This is a genomic window from Paenibacillus sp. AK121, assembly GCF_019042715.1.
In the GTDB taxonomy this organism is placed as follows: domain Bacteria; phylum Bacillota; class Bacilli; order Paenibacillales; family Paenibacillaceae; genus Paenibacillus; species Paenibacillus polymyxa_C.
In genome coordinates, this window is sequence record NZ_JAHPJM010000001.1 from 443,566 (window position 1) to 460,895 (window position 17,330).

At 46.6% G+C, this 17,330-nt stretch carries 13 protein-coding genes and 1 other annotated feature (1 of these 14 running past the window's edge); of the genes, 11 read left to right on the forward strand and 2 right to left on the reverse strand.

Annotated features, from left to right (window positions below):
- Window positions 1-226 (forward strand) — a binding site (T-box leader) (it extends 32 nt beyond the left edge of the window).
- Between the two features lie 61 nt (window positions 227-287).
- Window positions 288-2,726, forward strand: coding sequence for a leucine--tRNA ligase (leuS, locus tag KSP24_RS01995; protein ID WP_058710241.1), 2,439 nt, complete (start codon window positions 288-290; stop codon window positions 2,724-2,726).
- Here the strand turns inward: leuS and comER are convergent.
- On the reverse strand, window positions 2,707-3,552 hold the full coding sequence (gene comER / locus KSP24_RS02000; RefSeq protein ID WP_216974344.1) for a late competence protein ComER: 846 nt from the start codon (window positions 3,550-3,552) through the stop codon (window positions 2,707-2,709). The genes leuS and comER overlap by 20 nt on opposite strands.
- A gap of 287 nt (window positions 3,553-3,839) precedes the next feature.
- On the opposite strand from comER, the gene KSP24_RS02005 reads away from it, so the two are divergent.
- The 6 genes from KSP24_RS02005 (at window position 3,840) to holA (ending at window position 11,560) form a co-directional block, all read left to right on the forward strand.
- The gene (locus KSP24_RS02005) at window positions 3,840-4,487 is read left to right on the forward strand and encodes a ComEA family DNA-binding protein (protein ID WP_216974345.1); all 648 of its coding nucleotides are present in this window, start codon (window positions 3,840-3,842) and stop codon (window positions 4,485-4,487) included.
- Window positions 4,488-4,572: 85 nt separating this feature from the next.
- Entirely contained in the window at window positions 4,573-5,091 is a 519-nt protein-coding gene (locus tag KSP24_RS02010; protein WP_013372191.1) for a deoxycytidylate deaminase, read from the forward strand.
- 89 nt (window positions 5,092-5,180) lie between these two features.
- A complete protein-coding gene (locus KSP24_RS02015; RefSeq protein WP_081317871.1) occupies window positions 5,181-7,913 on the forward strand; it encodes a ComEC/Rec2 family competence protein in 2,733 nt (910 codons plus the stop codon).
- Between the two features lie 394 nt (window positions 7,914-8,307).
- Window positions 8,308-8,856 carry an RNA polymerase sigma factor gene (locus KSP24_RS02020; RefSeq protein WP_013311184.1) on the forward strand — a complete coding sequence of 183 codons (549 nt, stop codon included), beginning with the start codon at window positions 8,308-8,310 and terminating at the stop codon, window positions 8,854-8,856.
- Entirely contained in the window at window positions 8,853-10,316 is a 1,464-nt protein-coding gene (locus KSP24_RS02025; RefSeq protein ID WP_040103289.1) for an anti-sigma factor family protein, read from the forward strand. Before KSP24_RS02020 ends, KSP24_RS02025 begins: the two co-directional genes overlap by 4 nt.
- Window positions 10,317-10,528: 212 nt before the next feature.
- Complete coding sequence (gene holA / locus KSP24_RS02030; RefSeq protein ID WP_040103290.1) at window positions 10,529-11,560, forward strand: DNA polymerase III subunit delta; 1,032 nt, start codon at window positions 10,529-10,531, stop codon at window positions 11,558-11,560.
- 83 nt (window positions 11,561-11,643) lie between these two features.
- On the opposite strand, the gene rpsT is transcribed toward holA, so the two are convergent.
- The gene (rpsT, locus tag KSP24_RS02035; RefSeq protein WP_013372187.1) at window positions 11,644-11,916 is read right to left on the reverse strand and encodes a 30S ribosomal protein S20; all 273 of its coding nucleotides are present in this window, start codon (window positions 11,914-11,916) and stop codon (window positions 11,644-11,646) included.
- Between the two features lie 197 nt (window positions 11,917-12,113).
- Here rpsT and gpr point away from each other — a divergent pair, with 197 nt between their 5' ends.
- The 4 genes from gpr (at window position 12,114) to lepA (ending at window position 17,021) form a co-directional block, all read left to right on the forward strand.
- The gene (gene gpr, locus KSP24_RS02040; protein WP_013372185.1) at window positions 12,114-13,115 is read left to right on the forward strand and encodes a GPR endopeptidase; all 1,002 of its coding nucleotides are present in this window, start codon (window positions 12,114-12,116) and stop codon (window positions 13,113-13,115) included.
- A gap of 223 nt (window positions 13,116-13,338) precedes the next feature.
- Complete coding sequence (locus KSP24_RS02045; RefSeq protein ID WP_216974346.1) at window positions 13,339-14,598, forward strand: stage II sporulation protein P; 1,260 nt, start codon at window positions 13,339-13,341, stop codon at window positions 14,596-14,598.
- A gap of 27 nt (window positions 14,599-14,625) precedes the next feature.
- Window positions 14,626-15,135, forward strand: coding sequence for a hypothetical protein (locus tag KSP24_RS02050; protein ID WP_025674277.1), 510 nt, complete (start codon window positions 14,626-14,628; stop codon window positions 15,133-15,135).
- Between the two features lie 71 nt (window positions 15,136-15,206).
- Window positions 15,207-17,021, forward strand: coding sequence for a translation elongation factor 4 (gene lepA / locus KSP24_RS02055; RefSeq protein ID WP_013372182.1), 1,815 nt, complete (start codon window positions 15,207-15,209; stop codon window positions 17,019-17,021).
- Window positions 17,022-17,330 lie beyond the last annotated feature (309 nt).

A 17,330-nucleotide genomic window follows, 5' to 3' on the forward strand; every position in this document is an offset into this window, starting at 1 on the left:
CTGGACATGTAGAGAGCCGGCGGGTGGTGCAAGCCGGTTGACAGTGCAAAGCGAACTCACCTCGGAGATATGCGTCCAACGCAGGAAAGCACTATATAGGTGTTAGCATTCTGTTATTAACACGCATCGGATCACCTCCGTTATCAGGTGCAAAGGGAGTAGAATGCGAAGAACGCTTTCTGCTAACTAGGGTGGTACCACGGGAATATAACCTCTCGTCCCTAGCGCTGACACGCTACGGGATGCAGAGGTTTTTTTGTTGCATACCGTTTGAGGAGGAAAAGACAATGACAGACACACAGCCGAAGCACGGCTATCAACCGCAAAGTATTGAACCAAAATGGCAAAAATATTGGGATGAGAACAAGACGTTCCGCACTGGGGAAGAGCCGGGCAAACCGAAGTTTTATGCTTTGGATATGTTTCCGTACCCGTCTGGAGCTGGTCTGCATGTAGGCCATCCGGAGGGATACACAGCTACAGATATTGTTTCACGTTATAAAAGAATGCGTGGCTACAACGTGCTGCATCCGATGGGTTGGGACGCCTTTGGTCTGCCTGCCGAGCAGCATGCTTTGGATACAGGTGAGCACCCACGCGAAATTACGGTAAAGAACGTAAACAACTTCCGCCGTCAAATCAAATCACTTGGCTTTTCATATGACTGGGACCGTGAAATCAGTACAACTGATCCTGATTATTACAAATGGACACAGTGGATCTTCATCCAGCTGTATAAGCGCGGTCTCGCTTATGTAGCTGAAGTGCCTGTTAACTGGTGTCCAGCACTGGGAACAGTACTGGCGAATGAAGAAGTTATTGACGGTAAGAGTGAGCGTGGCGGCCATCCGGTTATCCGCAAACCAATGCGTCAATGGATGCTGAAAATTACGGAATACGCGGATCGTTTGCTGGATGATTTGGAGGAGCTGGACTGGTCCGAGAGTATTAAGGATATGCAGCGGAACTGGATTGGTAAGTCTACCGGTGCAGAGGTTCATTTCCCAATTGAAGGATATGACGAGCAACTCACAGTATTTACAACCCGTCCAGATACGCTGTTCGGCGCAAGCTACTGTGTGCTGGCCCCTGAGCAGGAATTGGTGGATATGATTACTACACCTGAGCAAAAGGACGCTGTACAACAGTATCGTGAACAAGCTGCTCGGAAAAGCGACCTGGAGCGTACGGATCTGGCCAAAGATAAAACAGGCGTATTCACAGGAGCTTATGCAGTGAATCCGGTGAACGGCGAAAAGCTGCCAATCTGGATTGCTGACTATGTACTAGCTGGCTACGGAACAGGTGCAATTATGGCAGTACCGGGTCATGATACACGTGACTGGGAATTTGCTAAGAAGTTCGGATTGAAAATTACTGAGGTCGTTCAAGGTGGAGACGTGGACAAAGAGCCATACACCGAGGATGGCCCGCATGTCAATTCAGGCTTGCTGAATGGACTTACCAATGAGGAAGCTATTCCGAAAATGATCGAATGGCTCGAAGCTGAGGGTAAAGGACAGGGCAAAGTTACCTATCGTCTGCGTGACTGGCTGTTCAGCCGCCAACGCTATTGGGGCGAGCCGATTCCAGTAATTCATCTAGAAGATGGAACGATCAAAACGGTTCCTGAGGATCAACTGCCGCTCGTACTGCCAGAGATGGACAATATCAAGCCTTCAGGTACAGGTGAATCCCCGCTGGCGAATGCGACAGATTGGGTAGAAATCGTTGATCCTGAGACAGGTATGAAAGCACGTCGTGAGACAAATACGATGCCGCAATGGGCAGGAAGCTGCTGGTACTACCTGCGCTTTATTGATCCAAAAAATGATAAAGAGCTTGTATCCAAAGAGAAACAGCGCGAATGGATGCCTGTTGATCTGTATATTGGCGGAGCGGAACATGCGGTTCTTCACTTGCTGTATGCCCGTTTCTGGCACAAAGTACTGTATGATATCGGCGTAGTGGAAACTAAAGAGCCTTTCTATAAGCTGGTCAACCAGGGTATGATTTTGGGCAACAACAATGAAAAAATGAGTAAATCACGCGGTAATGTCATCAATCCTGACGATATTGTAAATACGTTTGGCGCCGATACGCTGCGTATTTATGAGATGTTTATGGGGCCGCTGGAAGCGACCAAGCCATGGAATGAGAATGGCGTTGAGGGAGCGCATCGTTTTCTGTCCCGCGTATGGCGCCTGTTTGTTTCCGAGGATGGTAGCCTGAACGAAAAAATTAAAAATGACGGCGGTAGTGACGAGTTCAAACGCACCTGGCATAAAACACTGAAAAAGGTAACTGAGGACCTGGACGCATTGCGTTTCAATACAGCAATCAGCCAGCTGATGATCTTCACCAATGATGCATACAAAGCAGACCTTCTGCCGCGTGCAGCGATGGAAAACTTCGTGCAAATGCTGTCTCCGCTTGCACCGCATCTGGCCGAGGAACTGTGGCAGCTGCTGGGACACAACGAGAGCATTACGTACGCGGCTTGGCCTGCCTATGATGAAGCATGGACGGTGGACGCTGAAGTGGAAATTGTCATCCAGATGAATGGTAAAATTGTACAGCGTGCAACGATTGCCAAAGATCTTGATGCCAAAGCAATGGAAGCCTTTGCTTTGTCGCTGGACAGCGTTCAGGAAGCACTGACTGGTAAAACGGTTCGCAAGGTAATTGCTGTTCCTGGTAAGCTGGTTAATATTGTTGCCGGTTAAGCGGCTTTAGGCCGAAGGAGACATCTATCTTTTGCATGTCCTCTTCATACTTGTTGTGCGTGGCCCGTATTAGCTCAGGGAAGACACTATGCAGGCTGATGTCCAACAATGCGAGAGCTTCGGCGGTGATCCCTCCGGGAACCGCTACTCTTGCTTGTAACTCGGCTGGTGTCATCCCGCCTTCCGTGAGCAGCTTTCCAGTACCGATGATCATTTCACCGGCCAATGCGCATAGTTCCGTACGGTCTATACCCGTAGCTTGAACTGCGGCTTGAATCCACTGGTCCATAAAAAAGGCCAAGAAAGCAGGGCCGCAACTCGAAAAATCCGATGTGATCCGTGTATGAGACTCTTTAACCCGAATTGGCCTGCTGATGTGGGACATAAGCTCTTCCAGAAGGGAGCGATCCTCCTCTGTAATCCGGTTTCCATGGATGCATAGTGAGGCTCCGCTTCCAATCTGGTGAGTGATACTCGGAATAATTTTGGACACTTTGGCTTTCAGTGCATGCTCCAAAATACGGATCTGTACTGGACTTGTGATAGAAACGACGATCTGCTCTTCTGTAATGACGTTGCGTATTTCATCCGTTACGGTTTTTGATTCCAGCGGCTTCACGCAGATAAATAGAATATCGCTTTCCGCTGCCGTCTCACGGTTGCTTTGAGCTGCATGCAAACCTGGATAACGACGGGCTAGCTCGGCTACCTTGGAATACGTTCGGTTGCTTGCTAATATTTGCTGCGGTTTGAGTGCGTCCGAATGAATAAAAGATTCAATTAGCAGACTTCCCATGCTGCCAGTCCCGATAAATCCAACTTTCATTGTTCAACGTCCTCCTTTCATACTTTGCGGTATAGACGCTGTGCTGTCATTCTTCTTAGTGTATGCACTTGGTCTTGGCCGACATGACGAATTTTATGTCTGAACACATTAGATCATGCTTGGGGCCGCACCACTCTTTGTATAAATGCTCACAGCGAGACCGTATGGAGGTGTTTATAAACCTCCGGTTTGACGGAAATTGGACAGATTTGCTCTGTTAGATTGAGACGCTGGTTTTCAGTCGCTTCAATTCCGAAATCCATGTGGAGTAGGGGACGATACGAAAAATGAAACGCGTATGGACAGGAACGGCAATAACGCTTGCTGTAATCGGGAGTGGACTTATTTTGTTTGCCGGAGGGCAGCGCTCTGAGCCACAAGAAGAGTGGAGTTTGCTTAACCATAAGGTGGAGAAGGCTTTGGCGATAGAGTCGGAGTCAATTGAGTCGCAGCGAAGCAGTGACTATGCCCAAGGAAAGCATGCTGTAAAAGAGGCTTCAGACCAAGCTGAACGCAGAGCGAATGTCGAAGCTGTTGACAATGTGAAGCATAATACTAAGCAGAGTTCTACTGGTGTATCTGCTGTTATGAGTGAAAACTCCATGGCGGGGAATTCAAGTACCGTAAAGCAGTCAGATGCTGCGGATTCGAGATCAGACACAGCTGTTGCCAGTTCGAATGCTGTAACGACGAGTAGGACAAATACGGTGAATGATTCGGTTATTCCATCCGTTTCCGGTGAAAAAAAGGTAAACATTAACACAGCGACTGCTGCCGAGTTAATGGAACTTCCGGGGGTTGGGGCTAAAAAGGCCGAGGCTATTTTGAACTATCGTAATCAGCACGGGCTGTTCAAACGTGTGAACGATTTGGATCGTGTAAAAGGAATCGGAGCTAAAATGTTAGCGAAAATGAAGCCGTATGTCAGCTTATAACTTATTTAAGTTTACGGTATAGGCTTTGAGAGTGGCTGTAACGGATATGTTTTACGTTTAACTTGTTTATATGGGAGAGATGGAAATGAGTGCAGATGTACGCAAGGACTGGGACACCTACTTCATGGATATCGCTTATATGGTATCCACCCGTTCGCGCTGCGCGCGGCGTCATGTTGGAGCCGTACTTGTACAAGGTAAGAAGCTATTGGGGACGGCCTATAATGGCGCACCATCCGGGGTGCCTGACTGTTCTGAGGCAGGCTGTATGATCTCGGAGGAATATGAGGTCGTTCACCGTGATGGACGGGAGGAAATGGTTAAGAAGCAGCGTTGTATTCGCACTATTCATGCGGAGCAGAACCTGTTGCTGTTTACTGACCGGATTGACCGTGAAGGCTCCTCCGTATATGTCACCGACCAGCCGTGCTGGACGTGTGCCAATATGTTGGCGAACAGCGGTATTGTGGAGATTGTATATCACCGACCTTATCCAAAAGATGCCGATAAGGTTCGTGCTATGATGGAGGAAAAGGGGATCGCCTTTCGTATGCTGGAGACATATCATCCACCACAGGAAACGCTGATGGATGTTAAAGATTAATCAATAAACGAGGAAGAACCTCTGACAATGCTATTTTGTCAGGGGTTCTTTTTTTGTTTTGTGAGTTGGACAGAAAGCAATGTTTGCTAATGGAAGGTGATTGTATTCAAACCCAACTTGTGTTTACTAGGCCTATATTAAGTCTCACTGTTTGTTGGATTATAGGAAGTGCAGGAGCGTGTCTGTATTCGGGACGGATACTTTTATTACTGTGGGCGGGAGTTACCCTGATTTCCCCACTTATAGCTTTACTGATGAAAATTCCCATCCGACATATGGTATTGCTATGGATTGCATTAAGTGGTGGTGGATTTCATTGGTTTTGGCATGATACGCATAATGTAAGCAGTATTCCTGGTGCTCTTCATGTATCGTCTTCTGTCATAGAAGACATGCCTGTTCAAGCAGCAGGGTTTATTGCTTCAGAAGTTGAGATTGATGGGGATCGTGCGCAGTTTGAGATGAGAGTTACTTCAATCCATCACTTTGCAAGTCAATCCAATAAGGTTGAACATCGAGGATCTATTTCTGAACAGGTCATTGTTCATATCAAGTTGGCTGCGAAGCAGGAACAGCAACTTGCGGCAGCATGGCAGCGTGGGGATGCAATCCTGCTGCGTGGCAACTTAAAGGCACCAGCAAAAGCGGGTAATTTTGGTAGCTTTGATTACAGTAAATATCTGCACACGCAGGAAATTCACTGGCTTTTCAAGGGGGCTGGAGCCGCCTCGTTACAGAGGCAGGAGGCTTCACAGTGGAACCGCTACATATTATTCAGATGGAATGATCAGCTTAGAGAGCAGCTAGGTCAAAAAATGGAATCTGCTTTTACATCACTTCTTCAGGCAGGATATATGAAAGGCCTGGTACTTGGGGTTACAGATGAGCTGGACCCAGCAACGTATAATGAATTTACGCAGCTTGGTTTAACGCATATTTTGGCGATATCAGGTATGCATGTGGCGGTATATGCGGCCACATTATTATATTTACTCAAGTTATTACGAGTTAGCCGTGAAACCTCTCTTACGATTGTGATGGTACTGATTCCGGCTTATGTCCTGCTGACAGGTGCTTCTCCCTCTGTTGTAAGAGCGGGAATTATGGCGATGATTGGCTTGTTTGCAGCCCGACGAGGGCTGCTCAAAGACGGACTTAATATTTTAAGTATATCTGCGTTGCTTATGCTGCTATGGAATCCATACTACCTGCTTAGCGTCAGCTTTCAGCTGTCCTTTTTGGTAACAGGTGGGTTGCTCATATATATGCCGCTTATGAAGCCGTTTTTCGCCAAATGGCCCCTCCTGATCGGTGGTGAAGTTGCGATTACAGTCACGGCACAGCTTGTTTCGTTTCCAATGACGGTATTCTACTTTAATCAATTTTCGTTATTATCATTTGCGGCTAATTTTGTACTTGTCCCCCTAATTACATATATCGTGCTTCCACTGGGTACGGTAGCCATGGGAATGGCCTTTTTATGGGGGGATGGTGCTCGTATCCTTGCGTGGCCGGCAGAGCAATTGAACGATCTGACCTTTTGGCTTGTGAAATGGCTGAATGTAGATGATGCTTATGTGAGTATTTGGCCGTCTTCTTCTATTCTGTGGGTTCTGGCGTATTATGCAGCTTTGTACAGTGTTTTGTACTGGCTCAAAACGTGGTTGACATCCCGAAGGAAAACGGGCGACATTTCCGTTGTGAATTCTACTACCATAACATCACCTATGTATACAGGATTAGAGGCTGCTGCTGAGTGGGCTGCTATTTTGCAAACGGCTCATGAACCCGAGGGTGCAGGGAAATTTGCGCGTCGACAGTGGAATGGATATCGTCATGTGGCACTGGCTTTAAGTGGTATTGCCTGGCTTGGCATACTATGTATAGGGTACCAATCTCCTAGTGAAAGAAACACGGGAGTTGTTCAGTATCTGGATGTGGGCCAAGGTGATAGCATTTTAATTACAACGCCGGGAGGGAAACATATTTTGGTGGATGGCGGGGGTACAATGGACTTTGCAACAGGAAAAAACGCTTGGCGCAAGCGTACAGATCCCTACGAGGTAGGCGCGGATACGATTGTGCCCTTGCTAAAGCAACGTGGGGTGCACCGGCTGGACGCTGTCATTTTGACGCATGGAGATCATGATCATGCCGGAGGTCTACAGGCTGTATTTGACCAAATTCCCGTATCCACCTTATTTTTTAACGGTACCCTAACAGACAAAGCCCCATTCCGGAAGTTGTTAAACACGGCTTTGGACAAGCAGATCAAGCTGTACGGTGCACATCATAGCATGGAGTGGGGACCGGACAGGGATACGAAAATTCGCTTTCTCTATCCGTTTAAGCTGGAGGAGAACGAATCTGAGCAGTTGCCTGTGATGAAGGAACAGAATCATTATTCTGTTGCCATGATTTTAGAGATGGAGGGGGCCTCGTTTTTATTCACAGGAGATATGGATGATGCTGCAGAGTCGCTGTTGCTTTCTGAATTAACCCGTTCTCCATCTCGTGTGAAAGCTCAGGAGGGAATAGGAGATGCAAGGAAAGCTGTCGACGTTATGAAAGTGGCACATCACGGAAGTAAGTATTCCACCTCGGAAGAGTGGTTGTCCTACTGGCAGCCGAAAGTATCCGTCATTTCAGTTGGTGCAAGCAACACATATGGACATCCGAATAAAGCGGTATTGGAACGTTTGGCGGAAGTTGGTTCTGCCATATATCGAACAGACACAATGGGAGAGGTACAGATTCGTGCGCAGCAAGGGAAGCTGAGTGTGCGGTATCAACGCAAACGTGAACAAATAGATACAAAATGATTTTGATTATACAAAAAAACAGGCTTATAACAGCCAATAATTTGCCTGCCGTTATATCAGATAAGGGATACCAATACTCAATCGACGATTTTTATTTTCAAGATCCGATTGCTCTGTCTTATCAATTAGAACTTATATCTGATTTTCTGATTTCCAATAAATCACAAAACGTTTCATGCAATTCAATAGGTTCAGTATCTAGATATATGTAGGGGCTGAGGGAAGGTGACTACCTTCCCTTTTTCTGTTATTCTAAGGGAGGATACAATGGGGATTCTGGGCATTTTGTTATAATTTTTTTTATTAAAAAAATAAAATTAGCGTCAGACGTCTATCCTGCAACAATTTGCAAAAGGGATACGTCTGTAATATTGCAGGGAGAGGGGGATCCTTTGTGGTAGAGCAGGGACTCATCCGAGCCGCTCAATCGGGCGATCGCGACGCTCTCATTACCCTATTAAGAGAGATAGAACAGCATGTGTACCGTACGGCATATTACATTCTAAATAATGAGCAGGACGCCATGGACGCTTCACAAGAAGCCCTCATACGAATATATTCCAAAATTAACTCTTATGAGGAAAAAGCGCAGTTTAAAACCTGGGTCCAACGCATTGTAACGAACATATGCATCGACAAATTCAGAAGAACGAAGCCTTCGGTTTCCATTGACGAGCATGACATGATATTTAACGACCCCCAAAACGTGGAGGTCGAGGTGTTAACCTCTTACATGGCACAGGATGTTCGTGAGGCTATACAACAGCTCCCGGAACACCACCGGACGGTAATTGTCCTGAGATATTTGCAGGATTTCTCTTATAACGAGATTGCCGATTCTCTGGATTTGCCGCTAAATACGGTCAAGTCATACTTGTATCGTGCAAGACAACAATTGCAAGGGCTACTTCAGGAGTATCAGAAAGGTGGTGTATCAGGATGAAGTGTGGAGAAGAGGTGATGGATTGGATGCAGCGTTATGTGGATCATGAACTGGGTGAAGAAGAGACGTCCCAATTAATGAACCATATTGCGACTTGCCCGGACTGTGCGGAAAAATTTCATATTCTTCAGACACTCTCTCGCGAGCTGGAGGAATTGCCTGCGGTTTCCCCGGCGTTCAGCCTGGTGGATTCCATCATGCCTCAGCTTGATGCCATTGACCGCGCACGTGAAGAGCAGGGAAGCGCGCTTCAGGAAATGCAGCCTGTAGCTGCTGATCCTGAGCCTGGAACAGGGCTTGGACAACGTACTCAGCCTGTGCCTTGGTGGAACCGGGTGGGAGGGCGTGCTGCCATGGGCGTGGCTGCCGCTGCCGTTGTACTGGGGATTGTAGTATTCAACTTCGAGCCTAAAACAGTGCAGGATGCGGAAGGCATACTTACATCCCAGTCGCCCGAGGTGACAAGTCAGCAGAATCAGACGGAAATCCCAGGTACGACCAATGGGAGTGGAGGACGTGATGCAACCATTGGAGCGGAATCGACCAAGCCGCCATCTGAACAGGGACAAGGAGCCGATTCCTCTCTGACACCTGCAGATAAGGAACCTGACTTGGGCGACCAGGGAATAAACAGTTCAGATGACAAAAAGTATCCTTCCAAACCGGATGCTGGGAAGGTGGATGATCAGCAAGCTGGCGAGGAACCTTTAACAAAGTCTGCACCGACTAAACATTCTTCCCGTCAGGATGAAAAGCAGGGACAGCCAAACGTCGATCGTCAGGCCTCAAAGGATGACTCATCTGCAGATGCTCCTCAATCCGATGACAAACAGTTAAAACAGAAAAAATCTGATCAACCTACGATTGCTCCTGATGAACAGCTGGATCCGAAAATGGAAAAGGCACCATTAGCAGATACGGGTACCGCTCAGGAGGATAATAGCGATGATACAAGTACAAATGATGCATCTTCGTCGCTTAGTCAGGAATTGAAGGTACAGAGTCGAATTGCTTCAAATGAAACGTCGAAAGATACGACATCCAAAAGTGTCACCAAGGATGCGGGCAACTCCTTAGGAGCGGATAGCAGCAATGCAGCTTCTAATGATGAGCAATCATCCGTGTCACAAGACCCGGTTCGTAGAGAAGGTTTTGTATCTAATTCGCTGGTCTCTCCGGACAGCAATAATGCTTCCACCTATGGTGCCCAGTCCGCCTCTACAGATCAGTTCAACTCGCCTGATGGTAGCTATGCAGTGGCTATTGAAGGCAAAAAGCTGAAAGTGTATAAACTTTCCGATAACGGTGTAGACCGAACAACACTGGAAGTCCGTACTCTGAAGGGTGCTTGGGTCAAAGGAAGCTGGTCAGATGACAGCCAGACCTTTATGTATGAGACGGAGCAGGATGGGACTGCAAGTAAATATACGTACACCGTCCCGCGTAGCACTGGAAAATAGTTTCCGTAAGTTGGCACACTTTTAGAAACAGAGAATAAACTATATGAACCGACGTCGTATCCCGACGGTTGAAAGTTTCTAGAGCTTTCTGCTGCCGTGTTGATATAGATGGTGGTGAAGGGATTCTGCCTAAAGGCGGGGTCCCTTTGTTGTGTCATGACTTGCCTTCCGGTCGGATGTCAGGTACGATCAGTGGGTGGGGGGAACGGAAAATGGATGTAAAAACAGCCTCTAGGGCTATTCGCAAAGGTGATATTTCGCCAGTGTATCTGCTATATGGCAGTGAAAAATATCAAATGAAGCAGTTTGTTGATATGCTAAAAGAGAAGGTGGTGGAGGAGGAGCATCGTGACTTCGCCATTATTTCTTATGATTTAACCGAGACGCCAATTGAGGTGGTTGTGGAGGATGCGGAGACAGCGCCTTTTCTGGTGCCGAAAAAGCTAATTATTGTACGGGATACCAGTGTATTTGCAGCAGGCAAAGATAATGGCAAAATAGAGCACCGTCTTGAGACTCTGTTGACTTATATGGATAACCCGACTGACTATAGCGTCATCGTTTTTACGGTTCAGGCTGAAAAGCTGGACGAACGGAAAAAGATCGTCAAGAAACTGAAAAGTGATGCCTCAGTTATTGCTTTCGCCCCTATGGGTGGAGATGATCTTGTAGCTTGGGTCCATAAGCGTGCAGCAGAAAGAGAAGTGCAGTTGGCAGCAGGAGCGGCTGAGAGACTCATTCAATACACGGGTACCGGGCTTCAATCCTTGGCTGCCGAGATAGATAAGCTGTGCTTATACGCAGGAGCGCAGGGAACGATTTCATCCGCTGACATTGAATCCCTTGTGCCTCGTAATACAGAGCAAAACGTATTTGCGATGGTTGAGGATCTGGCTAATTTGCGGCTGGATAAGGCGCTCAGTATTTTTTATGAATTGCTTAAGCAAAAAGAGGAACCAATCAAGATTGCAGCTTTGATCACACGGCAGTTTCGTATTATGTTGCAGGTCAAAGAGCTGGCAGGTCAAAGCTATTCTCAGCAACAAATTGCGAGTCAGCTCAGCTTGCATCCTTATGGGGTGAAAGTTGCAGGGGATCAAGCGCGACGCTTCCGTCCTGAGCAGCTGCGCCAGCTTCTCTATGAACTGGGCGAGCTGGACTATCATATGAAAACAGGTGTTGTTGACAAGGTGCTGGGACTCGAACTATTTTTGATGAAAATGGGAGCAGGTGCTTCAATCTAATCTCATAAAGTTATAAACTAAAAAATCCTGATCAGCCAAGGCTGGTCAGGATTTTTTCATTAACGTATAAAAGTAGCTCTTGCTTACGCTTGAGCTGTAAGAGCGTTAAGTTTTTTCGCCAAGCGGGATTTCTTGCGAGCAGCTGCATTTTTGTGGATCAGACCTTTAGTTACAGCCTTGTCCAGCTTTTGGGAAGCCACTTTGAAAGCAGCAGCAGCAGCTTCAGCTTCGTTACCTACCAACGCTGTATCGGCAGCTTTTACTGCTGTACGAAGCGCGGATTTTTGGGAAGCGTTCAACGCACGGCGTTTGTCGCTAGTTTTAACGCGTTTGATAGCGGATTTGATGTTTGGCATTACATTCACCTCCTGTAAAGGCATTACTTATGAACACAAACGTTTCACAACTTAAAATATTTTAGCACGCCACACCTCAAATTGCAATAAGAAAACATTCTAAGACGATGCAAATTACAGGATGAAAATGGATGTGCATAAACCTGCTGGGTGTCTCGCACACTATAGCCAGAGATGGTATACAAGGAGGTTTAAAGATGGATCTGGATTTGCAGAAGTATGCGGTACGCACGGATTTGGCATTAGAGGCAAGAGAGCTGGCAGAACGGAATCAGCCTGTACCACTGGCGGGTATAAATGAGAATGTGGAGGAAGATAACGGTATTAAAATTACGCGGCTGGATGTATTAAATGAAGAAGGAGCTAACCGTATTGGTCGGGTACAAGGGCATTACGTTACGCTCGAAGTACCTGGCTTGCGTGAAGGCGACACTGGACTTCAGCAACGGGTAGCTATTGCCTTTGCCAAAGAAATGGAGCATTTTATACAAAAAATAGGGATTTCTAAGGTGGCAAGAGTGCTGGTGGTAGGGCTGGGAAATTGGAATGTTACTCCTGATTCTCTGGGTCCGCTTGTCGTTGAAAATTTAATGGTCACCCGTCAATATTTTGAACTGACACCTGATCAGATCAACCCTGGATATCGGGATGTGAGTGCAATTGCGCCGGGTGTTCTTGGTATCACGGGAATCGAATCCAGTGAGATCGTTCAAGGCATTGTGGATCGCACAAAACCAGAACTGATTATTGCTATTGATGCTTTGGCGTCACGTTCACTGGAGCGTGTCAATACGACTATTCAAGTGGCGGATATCGGAATACATCCAGGTTCAGGTATTGGCAACAAGCGGCGTGGTATCACCAAGGATATTATGGGGGTTCCGTGTATCGCTATCGGCGTTCCAACGGTATGCTATGCTTCGACCATCGTCAACAATGTAATCGAACTGATGAAAACACATTTTACCAAAGAAAAAGCTTCTACCAAAGTAATTCTCGGAATGTTGGATGAAATATCAGAACCTGAGAGACTTGGGCTAGTGAAAGAGGTGCTCCAACCACTAGGGCATGATTTGATTGTGACTCCAAAAGAGATTGATGAATTCATTGAAGATATCGCAAATATCATTGCGACCGGATTGAACGCTGCTCTACATGAGGCTGTTGATCCCGACAATGTCGCCGCTTATACGCATTAATGAAAGGCTAGCAAAACCATCTTTCTAAGACACGACACAAAAATCTCTATTTAACAGGTAGCCTATCTCTTTCGGGCTGGACCTGTGATAGAGATTTTTGTGTTCTAGTAATTGTTCTCCGTTCATAGAGTTGAAGTATAAGAGATTTCCGCAACAGATAGGAACCCTGTGTTCCCGAATGTAATAAGCGGGTTTCGACGGGACGAAGGAGGACAAGGCTCACATGAAAAAAATTCAGACCTGGAACGTCGGAAGATGGAGAAGAAAAGGTATCGAAATTTTGGCAATGGGACATACGCTTGTGCTGCTTATCATGGGCTCGGCGCTTTTATTTGTCGTTTTGGGACTAGGAGGGTTGGCAGAAAATCGTTTGCAAACCTCTCCTGTTTCTTCGATGAAAGGATTGGCAGGCTCGGTGTCCAGCGGTTTTTTCGCGGATATGCTAGGTATGGAGGTACCTCATTTGGCACAAAAGAAGCAGCATTCTTCGTTGTCGGGTGAACAATGGTCGCCATTTGTTTTTCAAATGCTTACAGGTATTAATCCGCAGGATCCCAAAAGTCTCATTTCTCGTGAAATTCCTGGCATGTCTGCTGGTGCGCCTGTCTTGCTGCGCAAGGGTTCGGGGAACGACAAGGTAGAGGGTCCTACGGATTATCAGCCTGATCAGGGAACGACAGATACCCCTGGGGGTTCAGACGCAGCTGAGAACCCGCCGTCTACTACGCCGGGTATTCCGACAACACCGGAAACAGACTCTGCACGTGAGGATGATCCAGGGGATGCTGCCAAAGGGGAGAAGCGTATATTAATCTACCATTCTCATCCCAGAGAAGCATATAATCCATTACTGAGCAAAACCAGCTCTAACCCCAATTCAGGCTCTAAGTCAGCTAATGTATCAAGGGTAGGTGACTTCGTAAAGAAGAGACTGGAAAAGCAAGGGATATCTACACTGCATGTAAACAAGGATTATGCCACCACAGTTCAAAATTACAATTGGAACTACTCCTATAAATATTCACGCGCAACAGTCAAGGAGGCTTTGGCTCAAAATAAAGGTTTGACTTATCTGCTTGATATTCATCGTGATTCGCAACGTCATGGAAAAACAACAGCCACCATTAATGGACTTTCTTATGCCAAAGTGTATTTTATCATCGGACATGACAACAAAAATTGGCGTAAAAATGAAGCTTTTGCTGCTCGTATTCATGAAAAGCTGGAAAAATCCTATCACGGCGTATCACGAGGTGTATGGGGAAAAGATGGCGGCAAAGGAAACAACGGTGAATATAATCAAAGCTTGTCTTCGCATAGCATTTTGATCGAAATCGGTGGGATTGACAACACGGAGGAGGAGTTAAAACGAACTTCTGACGTTTTGGCGGACATGATCAGTGAAGTGTATTGGGAGGATCAGAAAGCCCAGAAGGCGGGCACCAACGTATCTGACACCAAAAAGAGCAATAGCGGCAATTAAATAAGGTAGCAGTTAGGGGGGGATATAATGACCGGACATTTTCGTAAAAAAGCGCTTGGATTTGTGCTTCTGATCGGAGCGGGCGTGTTACTTGGCATGCAGCTGGCAGGTTCTGGTCTGCGCTCAGTCTATGGCCCGGAATGGGACGAGAATCCAGTTTCATCAGTAAATCAACAGAAAGTTGAATATGAGCAGACGGTGATTGAGGATACCCCGGCAGCTGATGCCCAAGTGCATAATCGTACGTATAATACAAATAGAAAGGTCGAGTTTGAGCCACAAACGAACACGAACGAAGGGAATACAAACGAACGAAGTGAGGAACAGACCGCGCGCTGGACACATGAATGGGATATGAAGGCTGCACAAGATGACAATACTCGGCAGGGCCTAGAGACTCCTCGTGAGCTACTAGCCGTAAAGGCGCAGCAGGCTTCGGTGGATACCATGGCTGACAAAACGGCTGGACTGCTTCAAAACCTGTCAAGACAGGGCATTCGCTGGGTTGTATCTGTATTTGACGGGGTAACAGAATAGAAATATTGCTGACCCCCCTTACAACTGCTATAATAAGCTGATTGATACTAGGCATTGTGTGGGGGTAAGGCATGACTGACATTTTGGCAAGACAACGTAAAATTCGGAACTTTAGTATCATTGCACATATAGACCATGGTAAATCTACGCTGGCTGACCGGATCTTGGAGTACACCGGTGCACTCACTTCCCGCGAAATGCAGGAGCAAGTGCTTGACCAGATGGAACTGGAGCGGGAGCGCGGGATTACGATTAAGCTCCAGGCAGTGCGACTCACTTATAAGGCCGATGACGGCGAAGAGTACATTTTGAACTTGATTGATACACCGGGACACGTCGATTTTACCTATGAGGTATCTCGTAGTTTGGCAGCCTGCGAAGGTGCTTTGCTGGTAGTAGACGCAGCGCAGGGGATTGAGGCGCAGACATTGGCTAACGTTTATTTGGCGTTGGACAACAATCTGGAGATTTTGCCAGTGCTTAACAAGATTGATTTGCCAAGTGCTGATCCTGAACGGGTAAAGCAGGAAATCGAGGATGTTATCGGTTTGGACACGAGCGAAACCGTACATGCTTCAGCCAAAGCTGGAATCGGTATCAAGGAAATTTTGGAACAGGTGGTCAGAAGTGTGCCTGCTCCGCAAGGAAATCCGGATAATCCGCTCAAGGCGCTTATTTTCGATTCGCATTATGATCCTTATAAAGGCGTTATCGTATATGTACGTGTTGTAGATGGCAGTATCCGTGCGGGTTCGAAAATTAAGATGATGGCCACTGACAAAACGTTTGAGGTTATCGAGGTTGGAGCTTTCATGCCACGTATGACGATCGTGGATGAGCTAAATATCGGTGATGTTGGTTTTATCGTTGCCGGAATCAAGCATGTGGGCGACACTCGTGTCGGGGATACGGTAACGGATGCCAAAAATCCAACACCAGAACCGATGCCAGGCTATCGGAAAATTAATCCAATGGTGTATTGCGGTCTGTACCCGATTGAAACATCGGAATATAACGATTTGCGTGAGGCGCTTGAAAAGCTGCAACTGAACGATGCTTCGCTCAGCTTTGAACCGGAAACATCCAGTGCGTTGGGCTTCGGCTTCCGTTGCGGTTTCCTTGGTCTGCTTCATATGGACGTTATTCAGGAACGTATTGAACGTGAATTCAATATTCCGCTGATTACAACGGCACCAAGCGTAATTTACCGTGTACAATTGACTAACGGGGAAACGATTGAAATTGATAACCCATCCAACTACCCGGAAGTAGGACGTATTGAACATGTAGAAGAGCCATATGTTAAGGCAGGCATCATCGTGCCAAATGATTATGTAGGTACGGTTATGGAGCTTTGTCAGAGCAAGCGTGGTGAATACGTGAACATGGAGTACCTGGATACAACACGGGTAACGATTACGTACCAGATTCCTTTGTCTGAAATCGTATATGATTTCTTTGATCAGCTTAAATCCAGCACCAAAGGTTATGCTTCCTTTGACTATGAGATTTCAGGCTATCGCCAATCTAATCTGGTGAAGATGGATATTCTGTTGAATGGTGAGCAGGTCGATGCATTGTCATTCATCGTGCATAGAGATCGAGCTTACCACCGCGGACGTATCATTTGTGAGAAGCTGCGCGAGTTGATTCCACGGCAAATGTTCGAGGTGCCAATCCAGGCATCTGTAGGAACAAAGGTTGTTGCGCGTGAAACTGTTAAGGCTATGCGTAAAAACGTCTTGGCCAAATGTTATGGCGGAGATATTTCCCGTAAACGGAAGCTGCTTGAGAAGCAAAAAGAGGGCAAGAAGCGTATGAAGCAGGTCGGTAACGTAGAAGTACCACAGGAAGCATTTATGGCGGTACTGAAGATAGATGAGTAAAGCAGTTTGAAGTATTCGTCCATTCTTTCATGAGGCATTTGCCATGCATGGAGAATGGACGTTCTTTATTTGAGCAAGCTATTCAGGACAGAGAGCTCGTTCAAGTTCTGATTTAGAGTAATATGGCAACTATATTTTTAAATCAATCTTTAGAGTATGTATAAAGATGTTTTTCTTTTACTGCAACACCTACACCACAAAAAATGACCGATTCGTGGTGGGCAGCAGCGGAGTGGGCCATTTGAATCTGGAGAAGCGTAGCGCTCGCCTTTACTCCCCAATTTTATCCCTAAGAGTGCTTATATAATG